Genomic DNA, 25,073 nt, shown 5'->3' with positions numbered 1-25,073 from the left:
TTAACAAACTAATCTATACATAAATCAACTTCACAAATGAAAACAAACAAACTTTTTGTAGCGGTCGTTGCGGCATTAATAGCTACAAATTCCTTTGGCCAGACAGTCGACGAAATCGTTGACAAACATGTTGCAGCAATCGGCGGACTGGACAAAATAAAGGCCGTTACCAACGTTGTTACTGAACGTTCACTTTCGGTACAGGGAATGGAAATTCCAAGTAAAACAACGATTGTGGTTGGAAAATCACTGCGCAGTGAATCCACCGTTATGGGAAATTCAATGGTTCAGGTTGTTGACGGAGCAACGGGCTGGATGATCCGTCCGACTATGATGGGTGGAACCGGCGAACCGGAAGATATGCCGGCAGATCAGGTTAAGCAACAAGTTGGACAGCTTGATCCTTTCGGCGGTTTGGTAAATTATAAAGAAAAAGGAAACAAAGTTGAATTGGTTGGGAAAGAAAAGGTGGACAAAAAAGATGTTTATCATCTGAAACTAACAACAAAAGATGGCCAGGCGATGGATGAATATCTTGATGCAACGACTTATCTTCTTACCAAAGTAAAAGCAACCATGAACGGTCAGGAAGGTGAAATCGACTTTTCGGATTATAAAGAAACGGATGGTGTTAAATTTCCAAATGCGATGGATATTGCAAATCCACAAATGGGAACGATGACTTTTGTTACCAACAAGGTGATCGTCAATGGAAAAGTGGACGATTCGATCTTTAAAAAACCAACAAAATAGTTTTGCATTTTTTGTCAGTTTGATAAAATAGCCAGATCGAAAATCCCGGTTTTCTGCTATATTTAGGCATGAAACAGTATTTGACGGCATTATTTACAGTATTGACATTCTTTTACGGCGCAGGTTATGCGCAAGTGACAAAAGGAAATCTATTTATTATAGGAGGTGGCGACCGGCCTGCATCATTAATGCAGGAGATGGTTGCCACTTCCCTTTTAAAACCAACAGATTATGTTGTGTTGCTACCCATGTCCGGGCTTAATGCGGATACTTCTTTTTATTATTTCAATCAGGATATGAAATTGGTTTGCAATAATGTTATTGCAAATCTTAATTTTAAATCATCTGATGTTACTAACAAAAAGTGGCTTGATTCCCTGGAAAATGCCAAACTGATTTTTATCAGCGGTGGAGATCAGGAGCGGTTTATGAAAATCGTATTGAATACACCTGTTTATGATGCCATTCACAAAGCATACCAAAAAGGTGCAACCATTTCCGGAAGCAGCGCGGGCGCGGCTGTCATGAGTAAACTCATGATAACAGGAAATGAACTGGTTGGAGATACAACTTTGAAATCCACATTCAGAAAACTGCAAGATAAAAACCTTGACATAAAACCAGGACTTGGCTTACTTACCAACGCCATTATTGACCAGCATTTTGTAGTCAGAAGCCGTTATAATCGTTTACTTTCTGCCATTGCAAAATATCCGGATCTTGCCTGCATCGGTATTGACGAATCGACTGCCATTGTCGTAAACGGTAATAATGTAAAAGTTGTTGGCGAAAGTCAGGTTATTGTTATGAAACGTCCTGTTGAGTTAAAAGTTACAGATCGGGGATTGATCAAAATGAAAGATTTGCAGTTAAGTATTTTTACGTCGGGCGATTCTTTTTCAATAACCAATTAATTTAAACACACCTTATTAAAACATTTCCATTCATGGAATGACCAGACGAATTGATTTTGTAAAATCCTGTCCTGTAAGCGAAACAAGATAAATTCCTGAAACCAGTTTCTTTTTTGCCGTAACCTTCACCAAATCAGCATTCTCTATTATAATATCACAGAAAATTTCCTGGCCGGTTATACTGTAAACTTTCACTTCTGTATCAACAGGAATTTGTAAAAAGAACTGATTATTAACGGATGGATTGGGGAATAACATTTCATTTCTTTTGGTTTCGACTGAAATGGCCCGATAAGGAAAACGGCTTCCATCCCAGTCTACTTCCGTTAATCTGTAATAATTTATTCCTTGCAAAGGATTGGAATCCGTAAACTGATAATCTTTCTTTATGTCAGCATTCCCGGCTGCATCTACACTTGTGATTTGCTGCATAGCGGTTAAATTATTTCCTCTTTCCAAAACAAACGAGCGACTGTTATCTTCCCAAGTTGTTGCCCAGCTCAAACTTACCTGCTGGTTTTCAAGCAGATTTCCTTTAAAATAAAGCAAGGTTACAGGAAGCGCACCACTGATTGAAACGGTAAAATCTTCCGCCTGCCCATCTCCATTTAAAGCAACAGAAGTTGGCGGAGAGCCAAAAACATCATCCGCAACAACGCGCATCAATAATGGCACATTGGTTGGAGCAGATGTTGGAATCGTAATATTTCCGGTCATTGAAGGAACCCAGTCACCGGACATGACCAATTCGTTCGCATCCAGAAAATCGCCGTTATTGTTGTAATCAATATAAACCCGTAGATATTCCGGATTTGCATAAGTACTTGTCACCGTCAGTGATGTTGAAGAACCACTGGTTACAGTCGCCCTCTGATTACAGGTACGGCTGATCAGATTTCCGTTATCCTGCAAAGCGGTTCCTGAATAAATATCAATTCCACCAAACTTAACCCGCTCCACACCATAAAATTCCGATTGGCCGTTTGTTGCTGTAAGCGGAGGATTAAAAGATGGAGCAGCAGCAACGGGAGACAATGCTTTGGAATAAATAAGTCCCGGCCGGAATAATTCCAAAAATCCGCGGGCCCTCGTTTTTTGTCCTTCGGTAAACATAGACTGGCAGGTGCCATAACCCATATAATTATTTAAAACCGTATAATTTAATCCGGCATCGGCAACGAGATATACCGCACCTGAACATTCGTTTGGCGTTGTTCCGCATGAGACATTTTTAGTCGGTTCCGTATCGCAAATCATATCACCGGTGTTCGCACAATCCGTGGTCGGCGGACAGCTTATTTCATCAAAATCGGTTACCCTGAAAGTATGGTACAAACCAAAAACATGGCCCATTTCATGCGCTATCGTTTTATTGATACCATCCACGGTTCCTGCAAGAATCGTAATACCATCAATACGGGAATCGGCATGTTCAGGAAAATAAGCGAACCCGCCCGGAAAAGTATCGCTGCCATCAATTTTCGTAACGACCCAGATATTGACATAATCAGCAGAAGACCAACGGCTTAATCCTTTCACCACTGCTTCATTTCCACCTATTGACGTCGTGATGCCATTGGCGGAATAATCAGAAACCCCGCTCCCATCTACCCGGTTGATACCGGAAGTACTGCCGCAGGTCGAAGATCGTTGAGCCAGGGCAAATTTTATCTGCATATCTGCGCCACCGTAAGAAGCATCGTTTTTACTCCATGTATCATTGAGTAATTTCAGCGTTGCACTGATGGCCGCATCCGTAGGATTATCCGGCGCTCCAACGGAACCTCCATTTGTGATGACATGAAAAACTACCGGGAGCGTATATACCACAGCCGCAGTTCTGGACGAATTCCTTGACGTTAAATATTCACGCAGTTTTGATTCCGTATTAATTAAATCTGACTGATAACGTTTATCATCAAGCAATTTTCTCTGCTGAATTGCACTAAAACCGCAGGAAGCCATTTCCTGTGAAAATCCGGTCAGGGCCAAAAAAGCCAGGCTCAAAAGTAGTATATATTTCATAACACCCGAATTTATATTGATGTAATTCAATATAAATTTATGGTGTTATGTCTGATGCTGAAATAGTTAGTGGTAACTAGTTTAACAAAAGAAATAATGTCAATTTTACCATAACCGAAAACCAACTCTGATACCGAACTTGACAATTCTGGCTTCAACTTTTTGATTTTGAGCTGTAACTACATGGGATAAACTTGAATTATAAATGCTATTTCCCAAACCGTAATTACCAAAAACTTCCGCGAAAGCACCAAAATGCTTTTTCTGAATTTCCAGTCCGACAGTTCCTGTCACGGATAACATCGTTTTCTTCAATTGATCCGTCCCACTTACTTTTTGAAATATTGAAAAGCTTTCATATTCGTAAGAGGTTGGAATAAGCATTTCTGTACCAATTTTTAAATACGGTCTGATTTTATCAGGATTTGTATTGGGTTTATGAAGTTTGATCGCAACCAAAACATTTGCCCCGCTTAAAGTAAAATTCTCCATAACAGATCCCGCCGATTGTTCAGTGTAATAATTGGTATTAAAATACTCAACACCAATCGTAAAATCGATCGGATTTTTATGGTCAATAAAAGTAAATTGTGCTCCCGCAGAACTGGACCAGCCATTTCCCATTTTCCTGGCTACACCCGCAACCGAATATTTAGGCATATTCCTTGCAAAGCTTCCGGTAAGCTCAGGTCTCCACCAGGATTTTGTCTGGCAATTTTTTGTTTCTGCCAAACCGGTTTCGATTTCTTCATCCAAAACGTCCTGATTACAAACGCGCAAGGATTTCATTTGTTTGTAAACCTCGGCAGTTTCCAAGCAATTTCCGGTTTGCAAGGATTTTTGAATTTTTCCATGATAAACCGCCAAGAGACTATCATTCCTGACCATCATAAAAACAGAATCTTTCAGGCTTTTATTTGACAATAAAATGGTCCGCGAATCCTTGCATCCCTTTATATAAGCAACATTTTTTTTCCAAAGCCCCTGTGCTTTTGCCGTATTGCAATTAGATAATTCCCGTCTGATCAATACGATGCCTTTCAAATAATCATCTAATCCTGAACAATTTGAAACCGGCGGACTAGCAATTTCTGGAATTGTAGCTTTGTAAGATGTGTACTCATTGTTGATACAAGATTTTATGTCCTCACGAATTTCTTCGGGAAAATCTTCTGTCCAGGTAAGCAGACTTTCATAGGCGCTTTTGACGGTTGCAGCGTTATCCTTATTGGCTTTCAGCAAATTAATTTTCTTCTGCGTACTTCTAAACTCATTCAGTCGTGCAAGTAATGGTGCGAAAGCAGACACATTTTCCTTATTATTATTTACATAACTAATCAGTAAATCAGTATCACAGATCTTAGCTATTGTAGTCAGCGAATTATTCCCATCGATTTCAGCTTTCAATTCCTTCATTTTCACTTCAACATCCGGAACATCCACATTTCTAATATCACGGTAAGTGGTCAGAAAAGCAAGTTCCTCTGCTTTGGAATAATTTGTTGTCTCAAACCTGACTTTCGCTTGTCCCCAATTTGCTAACGCTTCCGTTATACGATTTCCTTCGATGTATTGTTCCCGAAGAATATTATTCCGGTTTCCACCTAAGATTCTGGCATTATTAAAATCCCGCTTCGCTCCTATCGTATCCAGCAAACTCAGTTTTTCCCGGCCACGATGCGCCCATTCAAAACCCGTAATGACACGTTGCTGTGAGGTTAATTCGGTAAGTTTTCCTTTGTTGATCTGAGCAAGGCATTCTTCTATTTTCTTTTCAAAAATGCCAAGAGTTGGGACATCTTTAAGTTTTCGGTATTCTTTGTATTTATCGACGGCTTCTGCGAAATTATCTTTTTTTCTGAGTTTTTCAGCTTCGTAAGAAATATCTTTGATACGAGAAATCTGCCTGACTTTCATTGCGAAATTCAGATTTTCCTTATGTGTATTATACAGACGCAGCGCGTCATCAAACTGCCCGGCATCTAGCTTTTCTTCTGCCAGAATCCAGATGTGATAGAGTTCTTTTTTGGGAAATAATTCTTGGGCTTCACTGGTAGTTGAGAAGAAAACAATTGATAAAATAAAGAGGAGGTAGATTTTTATTTGCATATTTTGGGAGCTTTGTTTGTGAGGGCGGCCGCGTATTTATAATAGTAGTTTGGTATGTATTTCAATTCTGTATCGCTTCGAAAAAGCGCGCATTTATCATTTCCAATATTGGTATAAATTCTTGACAAACTATCCAGCCGTGGGTCTCCTTTTCCAAGTGTTGATGCTTTAATAAAAAGCTCTTCTGCGGTTTCATATCTCTCATTTTCCACGGCCAGAATACCTTTCTTTAATATTTCATTCAATTTGGCTCGGTTGGCAGAAGTCAGAAAATGGCCGTCGGTATCTTTGCTTTCAACGCTACCGGTGTTAGGTCTATCAATCACTTTTTTAACAACAAATGAAGCAAGCAAAATCAAACTTAAACTGATAAGTAAAATCAATCCCGGATATACAAGCAACTTGTAATCAAGCTTAAACTTTTTTATTGAGATAAAAGAACCATAGACGAGCCCAATTAACAACCCCAAAATCATCCACATTAAAACTGGCGGAATGCTGTGTGAGATAAACAATAAATTATCTATCGGGACAAAGAAAAATGAGCTTAACCGTCCCAGAAAATTACGCATCACGTACACTATAAAAACAGTCAGCGCTAATACCACGAATACTGATTTGCCGTCTTTCATATCTTCTCGTATTTTTTAACCAGACTGAAAGAAAATATACCTCCCAAAACAAACATAACAAATACAAAAAAGGATAATAGCGGCGACTTGCCGATTACGTCATCAGGATTTCCAATTGCTGCGTTGTGAACCAGCCAGCCGTTATAATTCAAAAAAACACCCAGAAGAAATCTGAAAGCGCCGAAGTAAAAGGCGGTTATCAAACCGTATAAAACAAGTTTGGTGAGGTATGCTTTTTTGGGGAAAATAACTTTTATTTCAACAGGTATAATGATGTCTTCATAAACCGAGGAAACTACCAGTTCCAGATTATAAAGCTGATCTTTTTGAAGTAAAGAAGTATCAATAATAATATCTATATTTTCACTAACCTTGCTTTCAAGATTGTTAAATTCCAAAACATCTTTACTCAAAGAAATTCCTTCTTTTATGAACTTGAAATAAACTTTTACTTTAACATATCCTTCATTTTTCAAACTTATATTGATACTGTGGTTTAGGATAACACCGCCATTGATCGATAAAAGCTGTACTCTTTCCTGATCAATTTTGAGCCTTGGTTTATCAGAAAGATGATTGATAATATGAAATAAGGCCTGAACCATGCCAAGCCTTATTTCTGGTTCCGTATAATATCCGGCATGTGAAAGGAATGCGTAGCTATCTATTATCTGATCGTTCCAGTCCTCGTTTCCAATACCTGTAAACCATTCCTGAATATTTTTAGCAGCCATCGATTCGGCGATGGCAGGCCAAATTGAAAAATCTTTTCTGGCATATTCAGCCAATAAATCGGGCGTTAAAAACCGATGATTTTCAATAAAAAAAGGAAGCGTAGCATCTGTTTTAAACAGGAATCGAAGAAAACTGTTAAGATCGTATTGTGTTGAAAGATTTAAGGCAACTCCCGGATCGGATTCCTGAATCCATATTTGAAGTATTCCTTTTCTGTACGATTCCAGTAAGGCCTGATATCCCTTCGGAGTTTCACACGCTTTTTGTAATAAAACAGAAACTTCGGTATATAATTCGTCCTCAAATCGAAACGGCAAACGCGGATTTAATTTATAAAGAATTCGTAAATAACGCTTTTCCGAATCGAATTCTTCTTCAATTATCCTTTCAAATTCATCTGCCTTTGTTGCACTTTTTGTCAAAGCAGTGACCAGACCCGGCAGGTAATTTCCGTTTCTTAAAAAATATTTTGCGTCATCTTTATTGTTGAATGAGATATCACCAAGTTTACTTAAAGAATTTGCCTTTTCCCCAAGCCATTCCACTTCTATCAGACTTTCCTTGTAATCCAGCCAGACTAAATCGGTCATCCATTTATTCTGAATAGATAAGGGATCAGGGTGATTGATTTCACGCGGTTTAAAACCTCTTTTGCTTAACTCCGCTACTACATATTGCACAACAATATTTCTATTGACGCTATCACCGACAAGCGAGACGATTTCCCCAAACTGGTCTGTGGATAGAATTCCCTTCCTAAAAATCAGTTCAAGTTTGGTATTAATTATTTCATAAGGCCGCCAATCGATGTCTGAATAAACCTGTTGTATCAGCTGATTTAATTGTCCAAGATTAAGATCGAGTTGCCTCCCATCAGACACCAAATTGGGATATTCAGTTATTTTTATATCGCCATGATTCAAAATCAGCAAATCCTTTAATTGCTGTTTCAGACTTTCTATTGATGCCATTTTTGTTTAATATTTCTGTTAACTAAAACTGATTTGGATCGGCTTAACAATCAGCCATTTATTACCTTGTAGTTTTAATTCACCAGCTACATCCGTATTGATCAAACTATTACCGGATGGAAAAGTATCATACTGACTTGTTTTTCCCAGAAAATAAGGAGAGTTTGAAAGCGCATAACGCTGTGCGTTTTGATTGCCGGATATTTTAAAAGACGCAGTGTTCGGAGATAAAACAGTCAGCTCAAATATGGTTTCACTATCCTCCTCCTCCAGCAATTCCTGAACAGAAAATCCATCTCCCTGATCAGCATATCTCGCATATTTTATCGCTGATTCCAACGCAGGTGCAGCAACTTGTTCAACCGGCTTTTCAATTTCAGGCACAACAGAAAGTCGTTCATTTCTTTCCATCTCAGCTCTGACATTATCCTGAAGAATCGCAATTTCAGCCTCCGCATCTTTCAACTTTTTTTGAACAGCTTTCAGCTCATTATTCAAATTTTTCGTCTGCCATTCCGTACTTCCGCTTTTGTGAAGCTGGTCTTTCAATGCGCTGCTATTTCTTTCCATCGTCTGGTTTTTATTACGAAGTATCCATAATAAAAACAGGATTCCAACCAACAAAAGCAGGATGATGGTATAAGACATATCCTTCGAAATGTCTGGTAAAAACGCAAAAAAACTAGCTGATTCCGAAGGTTTTTCTAACATTATTTTTTCTGGTTCTGTTACTTTTAGTTCAACAACAGGTTCTGGCATTTCCTGTATTTTTTGAATATCAGGTATGTCTTCAATCGGCTCAGAAATGGATACTTTTTCTATGATTGAATCAAGTTTATTTTCATAAGAAACATAATTCGAAAACTTCTTTCGGTTGCTTTTGGGACCTGTTGTTATTTTCGTAATTATTCGATCTTTAAAGTTGATCAGGCTCTTTTTCCAGTTTGAAGCGTTGGCATCAATCGCTATCGATTGCCAGTCACTTATCAGTTCGTCAGCCTTTTTAATCTTGTTTTTTTTGACAAAACTTACCAGTTCTTCATAACTTTTACAACTTGCGCATTGTCTTTGCTTAGCATCTTTAAATGTTTCTTTATCAGAGGCTAAAAATTCAACACTTGCTTTTACAATCTGAAATTTAGCATCCCAAATTTGCTTCTCCGCTCCCGTTTGAGCCTTTGCGGATAACTGTAAAATCAAAAGCACAAAAAAAACACCCCACTTTTTCATTAAACGACAGGTTTGATTTCCGTTATACTTTTTGAAAGACGGTATAATGCGTCTTTTAAAGCAAAGAAAAACAGTGATTCTGAAATCTCGTTTTCGCCTTCCTGCTTATGTAAATCCTGTAAAACTTTCCGGTAACTATCGTAGATCAAACCCTCACCGTTGAAAATATTATGGTTCCACTGCAAAAGTCGTAATGATTCTTTAAGACCATTTATTTTGAAATCTTTCAGGAACTTAGAAATATCCGGATTACTAAGTGTTTTCTCCAAAAACTCATTGAGATTGTGGAGCACTGCCACATTCAGCGGACTATCAATTTCAAATGTATCAGAAATATTAAATTTCCCAGTGCCCGTCGACAGCTTCAATTCCAGTTCAGAATTCGTTTTTGGATCAAAACCAGGATGAATGAAATCCATGTTTTTTCGATACTTCTCTTTTTCATCCTCCGAAGCCAATGCATACAGTATCGACCCATTTGCAGTGATCTCTTTGGGATTGGAATTCAAATGAATTTTAAATCCGGATTGAAGCGTTTTGGATGTATACGCATTGATCAGAAGACGGGTAAAATCTTCCAGATCACGTTCATCTCCGCCGCAAAGCAGTTTTATATACTGACTTCCTTTTCCGGTAAAAGATAAATATCTCGGCAAAGGATAATCCTTTATTTCGATCAACTGGACCAAATGGAAAATAATAGCGCTGTAATGCAGATAAGGAATGATGAGTAAATCCGGATTTCCGATGGTAATGGAATCACTGAATTTGAAATCATCGTAGCGGAATAGTAAGCTCACTAAATCGTCTGCACTGAGATTTGTATCGTCCTTAACCTTGTTGAAATATTTTATCTCATTCGGACTAATGCTATTTTTCTTTTGATAGCCAAGATAATTACGAATAAAACCATTGTCCTTCAATTTGTTACGATACCCGTTCCCCCAAATATCACTGCCCGCAAAACGAAATGAAGTTGTTAAATATTTATCAATACGATTGCCGGAAGATTCCATGAACATCATCACGTCTGTCGTTCCACCGCCGATATCCACGTTTACAACATTGGCAGTATCCTGAATGTCTGTATCTGATTTGGTAAGGAAGAAATATGGCGCTACGGATTCCGGGATCGGATCCAGTAATTTGGCGCCCGAATTTTTAAATGCATCTTTAAAAGCACCATCCAAAACTTTTCTAAGCTCCGATTTAATCCCGCGTTCCATACTTAACGGAACGGACCAAACCACTTTCAGATCAGCAGGGTTACCATAATTCAGGATTATTTTCGCTCTGATTTGTAGCAGAAGCTGCTTCAAAAAAGCACTAACACGACTTTTATTTGAATCGTTATTATCGTTTTCCAGTAACCATTTCAAATTGGTCGTATAATTCACATTACTCGCCTGAACTTCCTCCTGATCAATGTAATAACCGATATTGATATGACTGAATAACGACTTGTTTTGTATATTATTAAAGGAAACAATTTCACATGTTGCCGTTTTGAACGGGTAGGAAATATTTTGTCCTGCTCCTAAAACAGGCGGCAAAAACTCCCGCCTTAACGTTAAATCCATCCAACCGGAATTACCATAGGAATCAAACTTATTTCCTCCCGAATCATTCCGACCCGGCGCGTTCAGCAAAACCATTTGTTGATCCGGCTCTCCAATATCGAAAGGTCTTGGCAGAGCTTCGCCATTTTGCATGTAGGCAATATGCGTGTTCGACGTTCCAAAGTCTATGGCAAAGGTGTACGCTTTGGTAAGGTTATCTTTGTTAAAAGTTCTGGTTTCGAAATTTGGAATAATCAGTCCGCCAGAATCGATGCTGTTAGGATCGGAATAGGCTAACTGGATATAATCAAACGCCTCTTTTATTTTATAAAACCTGGAAGTCGAGCCAGAATTTCCTGCATTTATGTCAGACCAGGTTGACCGTTCATCCACTGTCGCATTAAGATTCGTCGTATCGGAAGCAAAGTTTTTGAAAGAATAAAACTCCAATTTTTTAAGCGACATTCTTTCATTTCGTTCCGCTAGCAGAACCGTATAATCATTCAGATCTTTTAATCTCGGATCGGAATCATTGATCTGATAAAACGGAAATATTCCTAAATCCGAACGATACTCAACAATGGATTTACCCTTCTCATACTTCCTCGAAAAAACAATTTCAGAAACCCCTCTCCGGTTTTTTACGGGAATTTTAAGATTCGCCGTAACCTGTCCGTCATTCACTTCAATGGACAGATTATTCTTCAAATCCGCCAGATTGAAAAAGTTGAAGTATTCCTTTCTGATCGGTAGCAAATATTTAAAATCTCCACCGAAACCGGTATAAAACTTTCCTCTATTGATGTTGAAAGGCATTTCCACCAGAGAATCTTCAAGGAAATCATCAATGGTAAGAAAAGGATACGTAACTGTGGTAAGTGCATTTCCCTGTGGCAATTTCCTTTCAAACAAAGGAACACCTCTATGATAAAAATCCTTGATCCGGGTGGATGAATTCCATGGAATATTTTTCTCCATATAGTCTCCGGGAATGTTCATTCCGTCAACCAAAACCAAAGGCGGCTCTACAAGCTGCTGCTCATTTTTATCGTTGTATTGGTCTTTATATTTTGATTCCGTAGCACGGATAATGAAGTCGCTGACCGATTTGATTTTTTCCTTTTCTTTTTCTTCTTTTTGATGAAAAAAGAAAAGTCCGTTGACCGTCAGGAATTTACCATCAACATTCGTTTTTATTTTACTGTATTCAGCATCCATCAAACTGGTACCTGCTTGCTGATAGTCAGGAAACTGATGTCTGAAATCCGGGAAATAACGATCTACTGTTTTATTAAGATACTTTCTAAAACCATCCGCTTTGGCAAAAGCCGGTTTAAATTGAAGAGAAAGTTTATAAATATATTCGATGAATTCCTGATCTCTTTTGAAGAGCGGACGGTAGTCATTACTGAAAAACAACTTTCCGTCAGAGCTTTGCGGAATTGTTTTGATATCGTCATTCTTGATGTATCTCGCCCAGTTTGGCGTTGTAAAAAACAGCGAAAGCGGTGAAGTTCCGCCTAATAGCTTGTTCTCATAAAAAATCAGAAAAAGACTGTCCATTTCTGAAAATCTGCTGCTATCCTTGTCATTGAAAATCTGTTCAAGCGATTTTGCCAGCAAGTTATGCGGATGATCTTTACCTTTTTCTTTCAGTCTGCCTATGTTTTCCTGAACTTTCCATTCCTTGAACCAGATCTTTTTACCGGGACCGATCTCAGAATTTTTTGAATTAAATAAAAGCTGAAAAACGTCAAGACAATCGGATACGAGTTGATGATAAATCGTATTTCCATCCAGATTTCCACGATCCGAGGCGACGATTTGAAAGGCAGTATCAAAAAGTTCGAGCCGCGCCATCGGCGAAGGAATGGACGTTCCTGCCTTGGAAGCGCCTCTGCCGAAAGCTATATTTTCAGGATCAAAACTGGCGGGATCAATTCCTGTGCTTTGACTCCAGTCTTGTATTTCGTTTGGATTATAACCCGGATATTTTCTAAAAATGTATGAAGACATGGCTTTGAAATTTAGATCATGGATGGAAGTGCTTCCAGTTTTTTGTAGCATTCCATAGAAATACGGTTGAGCAGTTTAAAGAAACGTTTATCCTGATCCGGGATACTTTTCTTTAATTCATCTTCCAGTTTTCCAAGCTCGGTTTTCAGAAATGCTTCGGAAATTCCTGGCTTGGTTACAATCCCAAGCACTTTTTTGACCTCAATCGGTTTTTCCCTCACCAGCGCATTCAGGTCCTGAGTCAGGTTGAACGGCTGAAATGTCCGCTCATTCCCTGACATTTCCACCAGCCAGTTTTTGTAATGTACCGAAAAGAAAGCGGTGAGATTCTGGTAAAATTCGCTATTGGAGTATTTATCGCCCAAGTTTAATTCCTTATAAAAAGCTTCGTTGCGGAACTCCGGCAATGTTTCCAGATAAATTTTCATGGCATAAGTAAGCAGCGTCAGCGGCTCCATAACCGTTTTGGCCGTATTCTGATAAAAATGTCTGATGTCAATTACCTGGTCTTCCTTTTTTATTCCAAAATCAAAATATTGCGTTTGGCCTTTCGAAGCAAAATTCCCATCCGGCTTATTAACAAAATCGATAATGGCAGTCGCTCCAATTAATTCTATTAAATGAGCACTGTTTTTCTGTTCAATGCCGCCTTGTTTATTTTCGTATTGTTTCAACGGCCTGTCCCACAACTGATAAAAACAGTTGATTTTACCATTCAGATATTTCAGATAGTAAGAAAGTGCCGCTTCTGTTTTGGAATTAAACATATCCGAATTGATAGCACTTTTACTATCGTCGGTCACGTTGAAATAAGGCATTACCGTAAGCGCGCCATATTTATTTCCACGCAGTTTTTCTTCCTGTTGCAGCAATTTCACCAACTGCGGAAAGCCCGAAGAACCCGTTCCCCCAAAAATAGAACTGACAATAAATATGCGGTCATTTTCGCCAATACTTTTCAATACAAATTTGAATTCTTTTGTATTGGCCAGGTTATTAAAAACAACGGATCCAATGTTTGGATTTCCTTTAAAACCCTGATTTAATTTCAGATTAAGCTCAGTATTGGGATCATCGTGACTGGAATTGTCGTAAAGTGCTTCCAGCAAATCCATATTGATATCGCCCACAAGCTCACCTTTCGGGTCAAGATATTCGATAAATGACTTTTCCAGATTTTCGAATTGCAGTTGAAATGAATCATCCAGACCTTCCGAATAATCATTTTCCTGCGTAATAGAGCTTAAAGTATTCAGGTTCGCATTGAAGAAACCGTCTCGAATTTCTTCGGTATTGCTGTACCCATTTGAGCGGATGTATTTATAAGTTTTAAGCGCCGCCAATGCTCTGCTCGTATCGGCATTATCTGCATCCACATCAATAATGATAGGGATAATTTTATTCGTATCATTAAGTTTTGTACCTGCGGCAAGCAGCATTGTCAGAGAGCGAACGATCCTCGCCCCTGTTCCTCCAATTCCAAAAACAAACGTATTTCTTGTAGGCATAATCTGTGCTAAATCGACGGGTTAAAAGGGAGTGCGCTTGGCGAAAATCGAGAATCTTTTCAACAAGATTGAAAACAGGATGTAGTAAATAAACGCATAGAGCGTGTTGACCATTGCAAAAGTATAGAAGAAAGAATTCTCCTCCTCTTCCGTAACCGTCTGCGCATGATTATACGCGAAGCCAAAAGCAATGATCAGCAAAATGACCATCGTGATAACCCAGTGAACCGTTTTGTCCCATATTGGCCTGCTTCTGCCCAGAATAATGTAAAACACAAGCGTGAAAACAAAGGCAAAAACCAGTGTAAACAACCCTACAAAAGGATAAATGTCTGATGCAAAAATCGGATCCGGATTTTGTCCGCAAAGCAGCTCATAAAGAAATTCAAACATGGAAGCTATTTTTTTACAGGTATTGAAATATGAACAAAGTTATCATTTGAATTTTCGTAAGCCTCGCGTACGCCATCGATCAGGTGTTCGAAAGCAAAGGTTTTCCCCGGAATAGAATCCAGATTTCTGTCGTCCATGATAGACATGGCTTTGTAACCATTGTCATAAACCAACGGAAGTTTGATATCTATATTGGCATTGTCTTTATAGATATCAGAAACTTCAATGACGATCACGTGGGTGTTATTTTCCAAAAATTCCTTTTCCCTTGGCTTCAATTTAGATTTGTCCAAGTCCTTGGTTAGTAGTATATTTTTGATCTTAAAGTCAAGATTTTCCGACGAAGTTTTCAGGTGTCGATTTAAATAATCCGGAGCACTGATCGAGTTTGGCAGCGCAGACAGATCAACCGCAATGGCAAAGCTGGCAGGTTTCTTTTTAGACGCCTGAAGGTTAGAAATTCCTTTATCTTTTGGTTCCCATTCCCCTTCTCTTTCGTAAGTAAAGAATGTTTCAAAATCATCTATGGTTTTATCAAACAATCCGAAGTTGAGATCAAGAACCGGTTTGAAATTATTTAAATCAGCAAGCTTTTTATTGAATTTACTAACAAGCTCTTTGTTGCCGATTACCCACAGATAGTAAGGCCTTTCCTGCCCATCCAACTTCAATTTAGCGTTTTGATAGGTATAATAATTACCAAAAAAAGCAGAATTAAATCCGTAAAGTGAAGCCGAAATATTGTCTCTTTTTAATTTCAGAAAAGTCGATTTAACCAAAGCCTTCAATTCTCCCGGCGCTTTTTGCTTATTAATTTCAGAATTGGTTTTGATGACATTATCAGGATAGGATAAAATACAGTCGGACACGAAAAGAGAAATGTCGTTCGAATCTGTTTTACTGGCAATCATTTCCAGAATTTTATGCATTTCCGAGCTTTTCTCGTTGGCAACTTTTGTCGTGGAAATTTCGCGGATGAAATCTTTGGTTGAACCTGAGTAAGGTGTCAAGGAATCAGCGACATAGTACAATTTAAGAGGAGCTTTTCCAAAAGATTCCTTTCCTTCAATGTCAACCAAAAGATTTGGAATGTCTTTTACAAATTCGGTCGAGCCGTTAAAATAACCAGCCATACTGGCCGAGGTTTCCATAAAGAAGTTAACCTTGCCAATTTGCTTGTCAGGTTCTTTTTCCTCTTTATGCTCTTTTTTAGAGCAGCTTAATGCAGCGATTAATAAAGCAAACAAATAAAAATATTTCTTCATCTAGTATAATATTGTATTGAGGCTAATTGGTTACCAATATAGAAATATTTGTTGGTTGCTGCCTACATTTATTCGTTAGAATACCTTCTAAGTAAATAAATAGGCTTTCCGCAACAAATTCCGGAATTACTACGAACAGATGCGCTGATTATTTTAAAAATCCCCAAAGACATAGCCAATTTCAGCGAAATCCAAAGTCTGAACCTTAACCGGGCCTTGAATCGATTTCTATAAATAATTATTCAACCTTAATATTAGGTCCTGACTAACAAAAAATCGTCCTAAAAATCTGACAAAGCTGTCAGGTTTTTAGGACGATTTTTTTTCAAAATTTAATTGTAAAAATTGAATGACTTAAAGTATCAGTTTCCTGTGACTAAAATTTGACCTCCTGAACCAAATAAGTTTCCGCATTATCGCCATTAATCTTAACCTCGGCTTTCAGTGGCTTTGCCTTCCAGTCAATCGTGATCAGGCCGTAGTTCAACTTCGCAATCATTTCGCCAACACGATATTTATTTGGTTCTTCATGTGGTTTTGAAACGTGCGTTAATCCGCTGCTGGTGATATCATAAAGATCATAGTTCAAACCCGGCACTTTTACTTTTGAAATTTCAGCAATATGTCTGTCACCGCTGATCAGCATAGCACCTTTGGGTTTTGTTTTTCCAAGCAAATCTAAAAAGCGTTTCCGGGCCGTCGGGAAATTTGCCCATTTTTCATACGGATGTTCATCGACAATAAACTGAACACCGCAGCCAATAATATGCACATCCGCATCCGAATTTGTCAGCTGTTTTTCCAGCCAGGCCCATTGTGCCTCACCTAACATATCGCCAGATGGATCAGGCACGTTGTCTTTTCCATTTTTCTTCAACGGATCACGGAAATAACGGCCGTCAAGCAAAATCACTTTTACACGTTGTCCCTTCGGACCATACGTATTGGAAGAATATCCACCTTCCTGTGTACGCAAAGGACTATTCGCTGGCACGTCCATAAAATCCAGCATCAGCTGCTGACTTTCTTTGCGTTTTGGATATTCTTTTCCGCCGTCATTTACGCCATAATCATGATCGTCCCACACGCCTATTATTTTTGTCTGACTACGAAGCTGCTGATATACGGGATTGGACTTTTGCTTATCATATTTGGCTTTCAACGTATCCATACTTTCCGAATCGCCATAAATATTATCGCCCAGCCATATCCATACATCCGGTTTTTGTGCTACGATATCGTCCCAAAGCGGCTGTGGACGTTTTTGATCACTGCATGAACCGAAGGCAATGGTTGATATTGTATTTGAATTATTAGAAGCGGTTTTCGCAACTTTGGAAGTATGACAGCCAGCCAACGCCAGATATCCAAAAAGACAAGAAGTAATAAGTTTTTTCATGAAGGGATTTTGTTAGTGCGTAAAAGTAGAAAATCTTATCGCTCTTTAAACGACTTTACAATTTCTTCATATTACGCATTAACAGACTTTTCCCACCGCCCGGAAATTACGCAGCTGTTTTTCATAGTGATAAACTTTTCCCTGTCCCACTTCTACAATCTAAACCTTAACTTTGCCGGCAGCATTAACAAACTACGCCTCCGATGAGCCTGATTAAAGATATTTATTCGCCCGCCTTTTATGACCGTTTCGCAGATGCCATGAAGCAAGCCGTTCCTGATTTTAGTAAAAAAGAATTCATCAGACAGATTTTTACGGATGCATTCAAAACGATGGAATGGAAGGAAAGGATGAAACATACGACCCGGGTCTTTCACGAATTCCTGCCAACGGATTTCCCGAAAGCAACAAAACTGATAGAAAAAATAATCACCCAACTTCGTCAGAGAAATACAGGAGAAGACAGTCTGGCTTATATTTTCCTGGCTGATTATGTTGAAGTATATGGATTGGATGATTTCAAAACTTCTGTAAAAGCATTGGAATTCATCACCCAGTTTATCAGCTGCGAATTTGCTGTCAGACCATTTATTTTGAAATATGGCAACCAGATGATTGACCAGATGGTACTATGGTCTACACATGAAAATTATAAAGTAAGAAGATTTTCGAGTGAAGGAAGTCGGCCAAGATTACCCTGGGCGATGGCGATTCCGGCATTAAAAAAGGATCCGTCCCCACTTCTGCCGCTACTGGAAAATCTCAAAAATGATCCTTCAGAATTTGTGAGAAGAAGTGTGGCTAATAACCTGAACGACATCGCAAAAGATCACCCGGACATTGTGCTTTCGATTGCGAAAAAATGGAGAGGCGGCAGCAAAGAAACCGACGCGATCATCAAACACGGCAGCCGGACTTTGTTAAAACAAGGCCACGCAGAAATTCTGGAAGTATACGGTCTGGATGGAAAAAATATTAACGTAACAAATCTTGAAATCTCGACGCCGGAAGTGAAAATTGGTGATAGTCTTGAATTTTCTTTCACTATTACCAACGCAAACGACAGCAAAAGAATGGTACGGCTGGAATATGGCATTTACTATCAAAAATCCAAAGGGCATCTGGCCAGAAAAGTATTCAAAATCAGTGAAAAGGAATATGAAGCGGGTGCAAAAATCAATGTTTCCAGAAAACAATCTTTTAAACTGATCACCACCCGGACATTTTATCCCGGACTTCATCAGCTTTCGATTATCGTGAATGGGGAAGAAAAAGTGAATCATGATTTTAAGATTACAATTGATTAAAAACAATTACAATAATTGATTGATCAGTTTGATCTTTTTCCAGGATTGGTCTGGTTGTTTTTTGAAGATGATGGTGGTCATCCCGAAAAGGCCGGAATCGTATGGCGGTCCTTCATCAGGGGAGATAAAAGGCTCATTATCGTTATCAAAAGTTTCAAAATACATAAACGCGTAATGCCCGTCGGAAGTAAAAACCGGTTCCCTGGTAATTACATAGAATCGCTTTATGTCCTTTGCCGACGAAATGGTTGAGTAATTTTTTCCTTTCAAACTGATTTTATCTGGATTTATAGCACCAGCCCTTTTCCGCAAAGCAAGCCGTTCTTTTGCCGAAAACAATCTAAAAATCAATGGATCCCGGTAAAGATAATCGGGATCATAACTCTCGTGCACTTCGCCTGGCTGCGTCATGATTTCCAAAAGCGTCTCATCCCCCGTCCACCCTGACCAGAATATCCCCGCCGGCCAATCCCTTGTTTTATCCAATACATAAATGTGCTCCGGCTGGATGTTGTCCATGGAGGACATGATGGTGAAGTTTGTGGGGTCGGAGAAAGTTTGGTGGTAGATTTTTTGGGTTGCGGGGGTTTGGGCTTGGAGGTGGAGGGTTAGGGTTGTTAGGAAGAGGATTTGGAGGAATTTTTTCATGGATATATTTTTAACAGGAAGTCTTATTCAAACTAACGCTATTTCTCCATTACAGCATATCTACTTTCCAAAATCCTGATATATTTCTCCTTCTGATTATTGGATAGAAATGACTGACTGATCCAATATAACGCAATTTCCTTATTCCTTAAAAATCTTGAAAAAACGCCGGAGACCTGTTTTTGGTTTAAACCTAAACCGTCGCCAAGTTTTTCAAAATGTTCACGTTTTAACTTTTTCTTTTTCCCTTCCAGTGTCAATGCAAGTTCTTCATCATCGGCAGGATTGACAATAGCCACATTTAAAAGGTCATACGCGGGTGCAAGCGACCAATGATCAGCGTTATTGATCATTGAAAAGTTTTTCAGGTGCATGTCATTATTTCCTGTCAAAAAACTAAAAACGCTTATTTCAAAAAAATACAATTTATCGAGTAGCGTGTTGGAAGAATATTCTCCCAGCGCTTTGCCTATTTTTTCCATCGAGCTTTTGTATTTATCAAACGCTTCCAAAATCTGGAACATATCAAGCATATGAATTTTTTCTCCGCTTTCGGTTCTGTCGATACGTTTTGTAATATAGGAGAGCTCACCAGATTGGAGCCTGATAAGACTAGACTTCACGGTTCGAATCCCGAAAGCTTCCGCAATGCGCATCGTCACATGTTCATTTTGCGGCATTTCAGGAAAATGTTCGGATGGTGGTTTGAATATATAATTTCCACCCAAAGCGCCTACAATAGTCAAACGTCCATTTTTACGATCATCAAGTGTATTATTGACCAGCGACAAAGATAATTTAGGTTGTACGCCCGGCACCGCAACACTTCTTTCAACAATATTTTGTGCCAGCTCAGTCATCTGAGATAAGGAATATGGAAACAGAGGCTGTGTTCTTGTACCAAAAAATTCAAGGCTGCAACGTTCATGAAAATCGACGTTGCTGTCGTTTTCCAGCGGTCTATAACAATACAAACAATTCCTACGCATTATCTTCCTGGATTGGTTGAACACTCACCGCGCCAATACAATTCTGACAACAAGCCAAAAGCAAACCCATGCGGTCATTAGGATTTATCTTCCAGTTTTTTGATGCAATATCCAACAGCCATCCTTCCGGTATCAGTCCTTCAAAAAATGCAAACAAGCGCAGCTCCACATACTTTTTCGAAGTGACTGGCATTGTAAATGTTATGAATTGCCTGGGATAGTTTTCGATGTAAACAGCATCATAAACATAGGTATACTCCCCATCATCCGTTTCCGTCAGAATGCCAGCCAACACATCTTTATAATAAATGGCAGCTTTTCTCATGAGTCCAGGTTATCCTTTTTCATTGACAATTCCTTACTGCTCACCGGAACCAGCGTATGCCCAAACATCTTTAAAACCTGATTTACCTTTTCAAGATTCAGATTTTCTTTCCCCTGCTCTATTTTCCTAACCACAGTAAGCGCAACGCCGGCACGTTCTGCAAACTCTTCCTGCGTAAGTTTTACTTCTTTTCGTTTCGCTTTTACAAATTCAGATAGTGATCTCATTATATGCTTTTGCATCGATTATATACAAATATACATGTATTATATGTTATTGCATATAGATAGATGGCATTTCATGAAATTATATGTTATTGCATATAATTTAAATCAGATATAAAAAAATTATTATATCGTTCAACATCAGAAATATTCAACTATAACTTTCTGCTTGTTAAAAATAAACCCCAAAATAAATAAAAATGGAATAGCCAGCCAGCCAGTGAAAACCAGTTCGATTCCATTTTGCCCGTCTGTGACGTTACATAGCGTATCGGGATTTGAGAAAAATATTTCAAGAGCTGCCTGAATAAAGATATATTCAAGGAGATTAAACACACCAACTTTTAGATCAAGATCTTGCTTTCTTATTATTGTTTTTCGATTTAAGTAAAGCAAAAAAATAATCGGTAAACCGATACTCCCAACCGTACACAACCACCAAACAGATTTCAAGGCATTTTCGCAATCCATCCCAGATAACTCGAAAAGTTTTTGAATTCCTAATAATGCAACCACAGTAAAACCAGGAATAAAAAAACCTGCTATCGCAAAAAATTTGGTTATTCTTAAAAAGTTGAACTGCTCATTTTTATAATTTGGCATCGCTAATTACACATCTGATATTTAAGCATATTAAATTTTTTAAATCTATATCTTAACCCTACCCCGCAACCGCCCGACCATTCACCTCTTTCACCATCTCAATTACCTTCTCTGCATCGTTCCTGGAAAATACCCCTGCAACTCCTTGCTCATGAAACTTCGTAAACGGTGCGTCGAAAAGCATTTCGGGATCTATTTTTCCATTTTGGGTCAGCTGGTTGATCACGTAATTGATAAATTCTATTTGAACTGAGGTTAATGGTCCGTTTGCGGAAAAAGCAGAAAAAGCTTCCTTTGCGGAATTACGGTCCATCCCTAAAATAGATCTGACAAAAATACCCAGCGGCTTTTCTCCCAGAATCTTCTTAAATTCTTCATGCGTTTGTGCGCCGGATTCCTCAAATAGCATTCTGTCCAATTCGTCCAGTTCTGCGGAAGTGATAGGCTGATTGGTGTGAAGTCTGTGTATGGTTAAATGGTTCTCATGCTTTTTGATGATTTTTTTCAGCTTTGCGTAGACACTTTCGTAACTTCCAAAATTTCCGCTGAAATCCTGAATCGTGACAGGAGCTGTTATCTCATCTTTAAAATTGGTGTAGAAAATACTTCTTCCTGAATTTTCCAGCAACTTGGTTAAATCCCTGATCTCGGTTCTGACATTTTCAAGTACAGAAATTGAAACATTCTCCCAGAATTCTGGCTGAACGATCCGGGCGAGAATATCTTTCTTTTTGGTTATCGCGGGCACATTTCCTGACTTTCTCAATAATTCGGACGCTGTACTCACAAGTTTTTCCACATAACTTTCCTGCGACGGCTCGCTTCTCAGTATAGCCAGTTGAAGTTTGACCATCATCAAATCAAACCGCTTGATCTTTTCGTTAGTCTCTTCATTTGAAACGAGTGGGGCAACGTGTTCTGCTAATTCACTGATCTGTTTTTCTTTGATCGAATCCCAGACCTCTGTTTTGCGGTAATGCTCTACATGTCGCAGATGTAACCTCACCAGGAAACCTGTTGTATCCAGATCGGAAACCTGTTTACTTAATATTTCACCAATGTTTTTAGCTAATTGAAAATCATCACTGTCTGGCAACGGATCACCCTGCGTTTGTAACAGATAGACCAGCTCCGCTCTGGCGTTGAAAGTATTTTCACTTAAAGACTTTGCCCGCGCAGGCATTATTCCTTCCGGATTTTCATCAAAATATTCAAATGTGCCGCAGACATCAAATACATAAAAATCTTTTTTGTCCAGTTCCGGGCCAAAAATATTTTCGCATAAACGTGTACCTCTTCCCAGCATTTGCCAGAATTTAGCCGCAGAATAAACAGGTTTGAAGAAAATTAGGTTTAATATTTCAGGCACGTCAATACCCGTATCCAGCATGTCTACGGAAATAGCAATTTGCGGATATTTATCTTTTATCTTGAAATTTAAGATCGTTTTTTCCGCATTAGGATCGTAGTTATCGATGATCTTGGCAAAGTCGGAAACGTTTTTATATTGAGGATACAAAGCATTGAACCTTTCATATATAAATTCGGCGTGTTTATGGCTACGGGCGAAAATGATGGTTTTTCCAATTTTCTCATTTCCTTCGACCTTCTGCCCTACTTCCATGAATTTCAACAGGACTTTATCAACCGTATCCTGATTAAATAACCACTGGTTAATCGCACCAGAGTTGATCTCATCCATTACTTGTCCTGTCGTGGGATCATAAAATTTAAGCTCCCAATCTCGTTTTTCTTCTTCCGACAAATCACTGTATCGGATTCCCTGTGTAGGAAATTTCAATTCCAGCGGTACTTGTTTAACCGGCCTTAAAAACTCGTCGGCGACGGCCGTTGTATATTCGTAAGCGTCAGTCGGGTCTCCCTGCTGATGATTGAAAAGAGCGTAGGTATCACGGTCGGTTTCGTTTTTCGGTGTCGCAGTTAAGCCAAGATATAATCCGTCAAAATATTCGAAGACAGCCCCATATTTATCATAGATCGAGCGGTGTGCTTCGTCAATGATGATCAAATCAAAATGACCGACACCATAGTACCGTTTTCCATTTCGATAATCCTCGTCAATCTTATTGATAATCGTTTGATACGTTGAAAAAACAATGCGGGCACTTCCCTGATCCTGTTCTTTGGTCAGGTCAATACCTGTGAGGCTCGGGAGATATTCGTTGTAATTTTTCAATGCCTGCGTGATCAGCGCATTTCGGTCGGCCAGAAAAAGCACCCGTTTTATCCATTGTGCTTTTGCGAGCAAATCGACGATGGCTGCTGATACGCGGGTTTTTCCAGTACCCGTTGCCATCACCAAAAGCGCCCTTTTCTGATGTTCGTCTTCAAACCGTTCGGCAACACGCCTGATTGCGCGTTCCTGATAGTAACGGCCCGCGATCGTCTGATTAATATTTTGATTTTTGAGCGGTAGCCTCTCCCGGCGTCTGTTCATGATCCGCCTTAACTCATCCGCATTCAGAAACCCATATACCTTTCCGGGCGGATATTGCAGATCATCCCAAAAAGAGGTTTCAAATCCATTGGTATAATAAATAACCGGCCTCTGTCCATATTGCTTTTCCAGGGCGTCAGCATAATTTTTAGCCTGTTGCCTGCCCCGCTCTCTTTCCAGCGTTGTACGTTTCGCTTCGATAACGGCCACAGGTTTGCCGTCATCTCCCCAAAGTACATAATCGACTTTCAGATTTTTAATTTCGCCCGTATGCTCGTCAACGGCCGAAACAGCAAATTCCTGAACATTGGCCGCTTCAATATCCCAGCCCGATTGCCGGAGTAATACATCTATATATAATTTCCGGGTTTCTTTTTCAGATAATACCTGGGGGGCCGCAACAATTCCGTTTTGCTGGCTCAGCTGTTCGTAATGCGCCAGCTTTGCCTTTATCTTTTCCAGCTCCTCTTCCTTCGCACTAAGCTCCGCAATCCGGCGATCCAGTTCGATAGAATGCAGTTGCGCATCTTTCAAAATTTGTTCGTATGCCTTTTTTGAAAGTTCATTTCCTTTATCAGGAATCAAACTTTCATCAAAAGGCAGATAGGAATAAGGTGTGCTGGAATAGGTCCGGACGACGTTTGAAGAAAAGCGGAACAAATATTTGATGCTCGCCAACGATTCGTTAGCGCCTATCGTCACGCTTTTATGCGCCGCATTATTCCCCGTATTCTTTACAATATGCAATTCCTGCCCAAACTCCCTTCCCCAGGAATCTTTGAAACTTTGTTCCCGAAGCAGATCATTCAAATTGAACTGTTCCTTTGCCGGAAGCCGCAACGTGCTGTCGTTATCGTAAAGCCACGTCAGCATTTCTTCCAGTGCTTTCCTGCTCAAAAATGCGGAAACCGTCGGTTCCGTTATTGCATAACTTTCTGCTTTTTTGGCCGTTTCATAAATATCAGCCCATTCATTGGTCAGGAAAAAGAAGTTGGATTTGAGCATTAATC

General features: G+C 39.2%; 19 protein-coding genes. 3 read left to right on the top strand and 16 right to left on the bottom strand.

Going from position 1 to position 25,073, the window contains the following annotated elements:
• Nucleotides 1-36: 36 nt before the first annotated feature.
• A complete protein-coding gene (locus tag FDK13_RS11295) occupies nucleotides 37-753 on the top strand; it encodes an outer membrane lipoprotein-sorting protein (protein WP_137340083.1) in 717 nt (238 codons plus the stop codon).
• Nucleotides 754-821: 68 nt separating this feature from the next.
• Nucleotides 822-1,667 carry a cyanophycinase gene (locus tag FDK13_RS11290; protein ID WP_137340082.1) on the top strand — a complete coding sequence of 282 codons (846 nt, stop codon included), beginning with the start codon at nucleotides 822-824 and terminating at the stop codon, nucleotides 1,665-1,667.
• A 30-nt stretch (nucleotides 1,668-1,697) separates the two neighbouring features.
• Here FDK13_RS11290 and FDK13_RS11285 read toward each other — a convergent pair whose 3' ends face one another.
• The 10 genes from FDK13_RS11285 to FDK13_RS11240 all read right to left on the bottom strand — a co-directional run bounded on the left by FDK13_RS11285 (nucleotide 1,698) and on the right by FDK13_RS11240 (nucleotide 17,509).
• Nucleotides 1,698-3,692 (bottom strand): zinc-dependent metalloprotease, encoded by a 1,995-nt coding sequence (locus FDK13_RS11285; protein WP_137340081.1) that lies wholly within the window; start codon nucleotides 3,690-3,692, stop codon nucleotides 1,698-1,700.
• 105 nt (nucleotides 3,693-3,797) lie between these two features.
• Complete coding sequence (locus FDK13_RS11280) at nucleotides 3,798-5,801, bottom strand: PorT family protein (RefSeq protein WP_137340080.1); 2,004 nt, start codon at nucleotides 5,799-5,801, stop codon at nucleotides 3,798-3,800.
• Nucleotides 5,792-6,433, bottom strand: coding sequence for a hypothetical protein (locus tag FDK13_RS11275; protein WP_137340079.1), 642 nt, complete (start codon nucleotides 6,431-6,433; stop codon nucleotides 5,792-5,794). Before FDK13_RS11275 ends, FDK13_RS11280 begins: the two co-directional genes overlap by 10 nt.
• Entirely contained in the window at nucleotides 6,430-8,139 is a 1,710-nt protein-coding gene (locus FDK13_RS11270) for a hypothetical protein (RefSeq protein WP_137340078.1), read from the bottom strand. The genes FDK13_RS11275 and FDK13_RS11270 overlap by 4 nt, the downstream gene beginning before the upstream one ends.
• A gap of 18 nt (nucleotides 8,140-8,157) precedes the next feature.
• On the bottom strand, nucleotides 8,158-9,369 hold the full coding sequence (locus FDK13_RS11265; RefSeq protein WP_137340077.1) for a hypothetical protein: 1,212 nt from the start codon (nucleotides 9,367-9,369) through the stop codon (nucleotides 8,158-8,160).
• Nucleotides 9,369-12,944, bottom strand: coding sequence for an acetate and sugar kinases/Hsc70/actin family protein (locus tag FDK13_RS11260; RefSeq protein ID WP_137340076.1), 3,576 nt, complete (start codon nucleotides 12,942-12,944; stop codon nucleotides 9,369-9,371). The genes FDK13_RS11265 and FDK13_RS11260 overlap by 1 nt, the downstream gene beginning before the upstream one ends.
• Before the next feature lie 11 nt (nucleotides 12,945-12,955).
• Nucleotides 12,956-14,452 (bottom strand): FtsZ/tubulin family protein, encoded by a 1,497-nt coding sequence (locus FDK13_RS11255; protein ID WP_137340075.1) that lies wholly within the window; start codon nucleotides 14,450-14,452, stop codon nucleotides 12,956-12,958.
• A gap of 21 nt (nucleotides 14,453-14,473) precedes the next feature.
• The gene (locus tag FDK13_RS11250) at nucleotides 14,474-14,845 is read right to left on the bottom strand and encodes a hypothetical protein (RefSeq protein ID WP_137340074.1); all 372 of its coding nucleotides are present in this window, start codon (nucleotides 14,843-14,845) and stop codon (nucleotides 14,474-14,476) included.
• Between the two features lie 5 nt (nucleotides 14,846-14,850).
• Nucleotides 14,851-16,110, bottom strand: a complete 1,260-nt coding sequence (locus tag FDK13_RS11245) for a hypothetical protein (protein WP_137340073.1) — start codon at nucleotides 16,108-16,110, stop codon at nucleotides 14,851-14,853.
• A 376-nt stretch (nucleotides 16,111-16,486) separates the two neighbouring features.
• Nucleotides 16,487-17,509, bottom strand: a complete 1,023-nt coding sequence (locus FDK13_RS11240) for an alkaline phosphatase D family protein (RefSeq protein WP_137340072.1) — start codon at nucleotides 17,507-17,509, stop codon at nucleotides 16,487-16,489.
• Between the two features lie 203 nt (nucleotides 17,510-17,712).
• On the opposite strand from FDK13_RS11240, the gene FDK13_RS11235 reads away from it, so the two are divergent.
• Nucleotides 17,713-18,816: a DNA alkylation repair protein gene (locus FDK13_RS11235; RefSeq protein ID WP_137340071.1), complete on the top strand. Its 1,104-nt coding sequence runs from the start codon at nucleotides 17,713-17,715 to the stop codon at nucleotides 18,814-18,816.
• Nucleotides 18,817-18,822: 6 nt separating this feature from the next.
• Here the strand turns inward: FDK13_RS11235 and FDK13_RS11230 are convergent, their stop codons facing one another.
• From FDK13_RS11230 to FDK13_RS11205, 6 genes are all read right to left on the bottom strand, one after another.
• Entirely contained in the window at nucleotides 18,823-19,344 is a 522-nt protein-coding gene (locus FDK13_RS11230) for a hypothetical protein (protein WP_137340070.1), read from the bottom strand.
• Between the two features lie 158 nt (nucleotides 19,345-19,502).
• Complete coding sequence (locus FDK13_RS11225; RefSeq protein ID WP_137340069.1) at nucleotides 19,503-20,453, bottom strand: HipA domain-containing protein; 951 nt, start codon at nucleotides 20,451-20,453, stop codon at nucleotides 19,503-19,505.
• A complete protein-coding gene (locus tag FDK13_RS11220; RefSeq protein ID WP_137340068.1) occupies nucleotides 20,446-20,778 on the bottom strand; it encodes a HipA N-terminal domain-containing protein in 333 nt (110 codons plus the stop codon). Before FDK13_RS11220 ends, FDK13_RS11225 begins: the two co-directional genes overlap by 8 nt.
• A complete protein-coding gene (locus FDK13_RS11215; RefSeq protein WP_137340067.1) occupies nucleotides 20,775-21,005 on the bottom strand; it encodes a type II toxin-antitoxin system Y4mF family antitoxin in 231 nt (76 codons plus the stop codon). Before FDK13_RS11215 ends, FDK13_RS11220 begins: the two co-directional genes overlap by 4 nt.
• A 138-nt stretch (nucleotides 21,006-21,143) precedes the next feature.
• A complete protein-coding gene (locus FDK13_RS11210; RefSeq protein WP_137340066.1) occupies nucleotides 21,144-21,605 on the bottom strand; it encodes a hypothetical protein in 462 nt (153 codons plus the stop codon).
• 58 nt (nucleotides 21,606-21,663) lie between these two features.
• On the bottom strand, nucleotides 21,664-25,068 hold the full coding sequence (locus FDK13_RS11205) for a DEAD/DEAH box helicase family protein (RefSeq protein ID WP_137340065.1): 3,405 nt from the start codon (nucleotides 25,066-25,068) through the stop codon (nucleotides 21,664-21,666).
• Nucleotides 25,069-25,073: the final 5 nt, after the last annotated feature.

It is taken from the genome of Dyadobacter frigoris (assembly GCF_005280585.1).
GTDB classification, from domain to species: Bacteria; Bacteroidota; Bacteroidia; order Cytophagales; family Spirosomataceae; genus Dyadobacter; species Dyadobacter frigoris.
The sequence above is the reverse complement of the archived record's forward strand: the minus strand, read 5'-3'. Positions and strand labels throughout refer to the sequence as shown.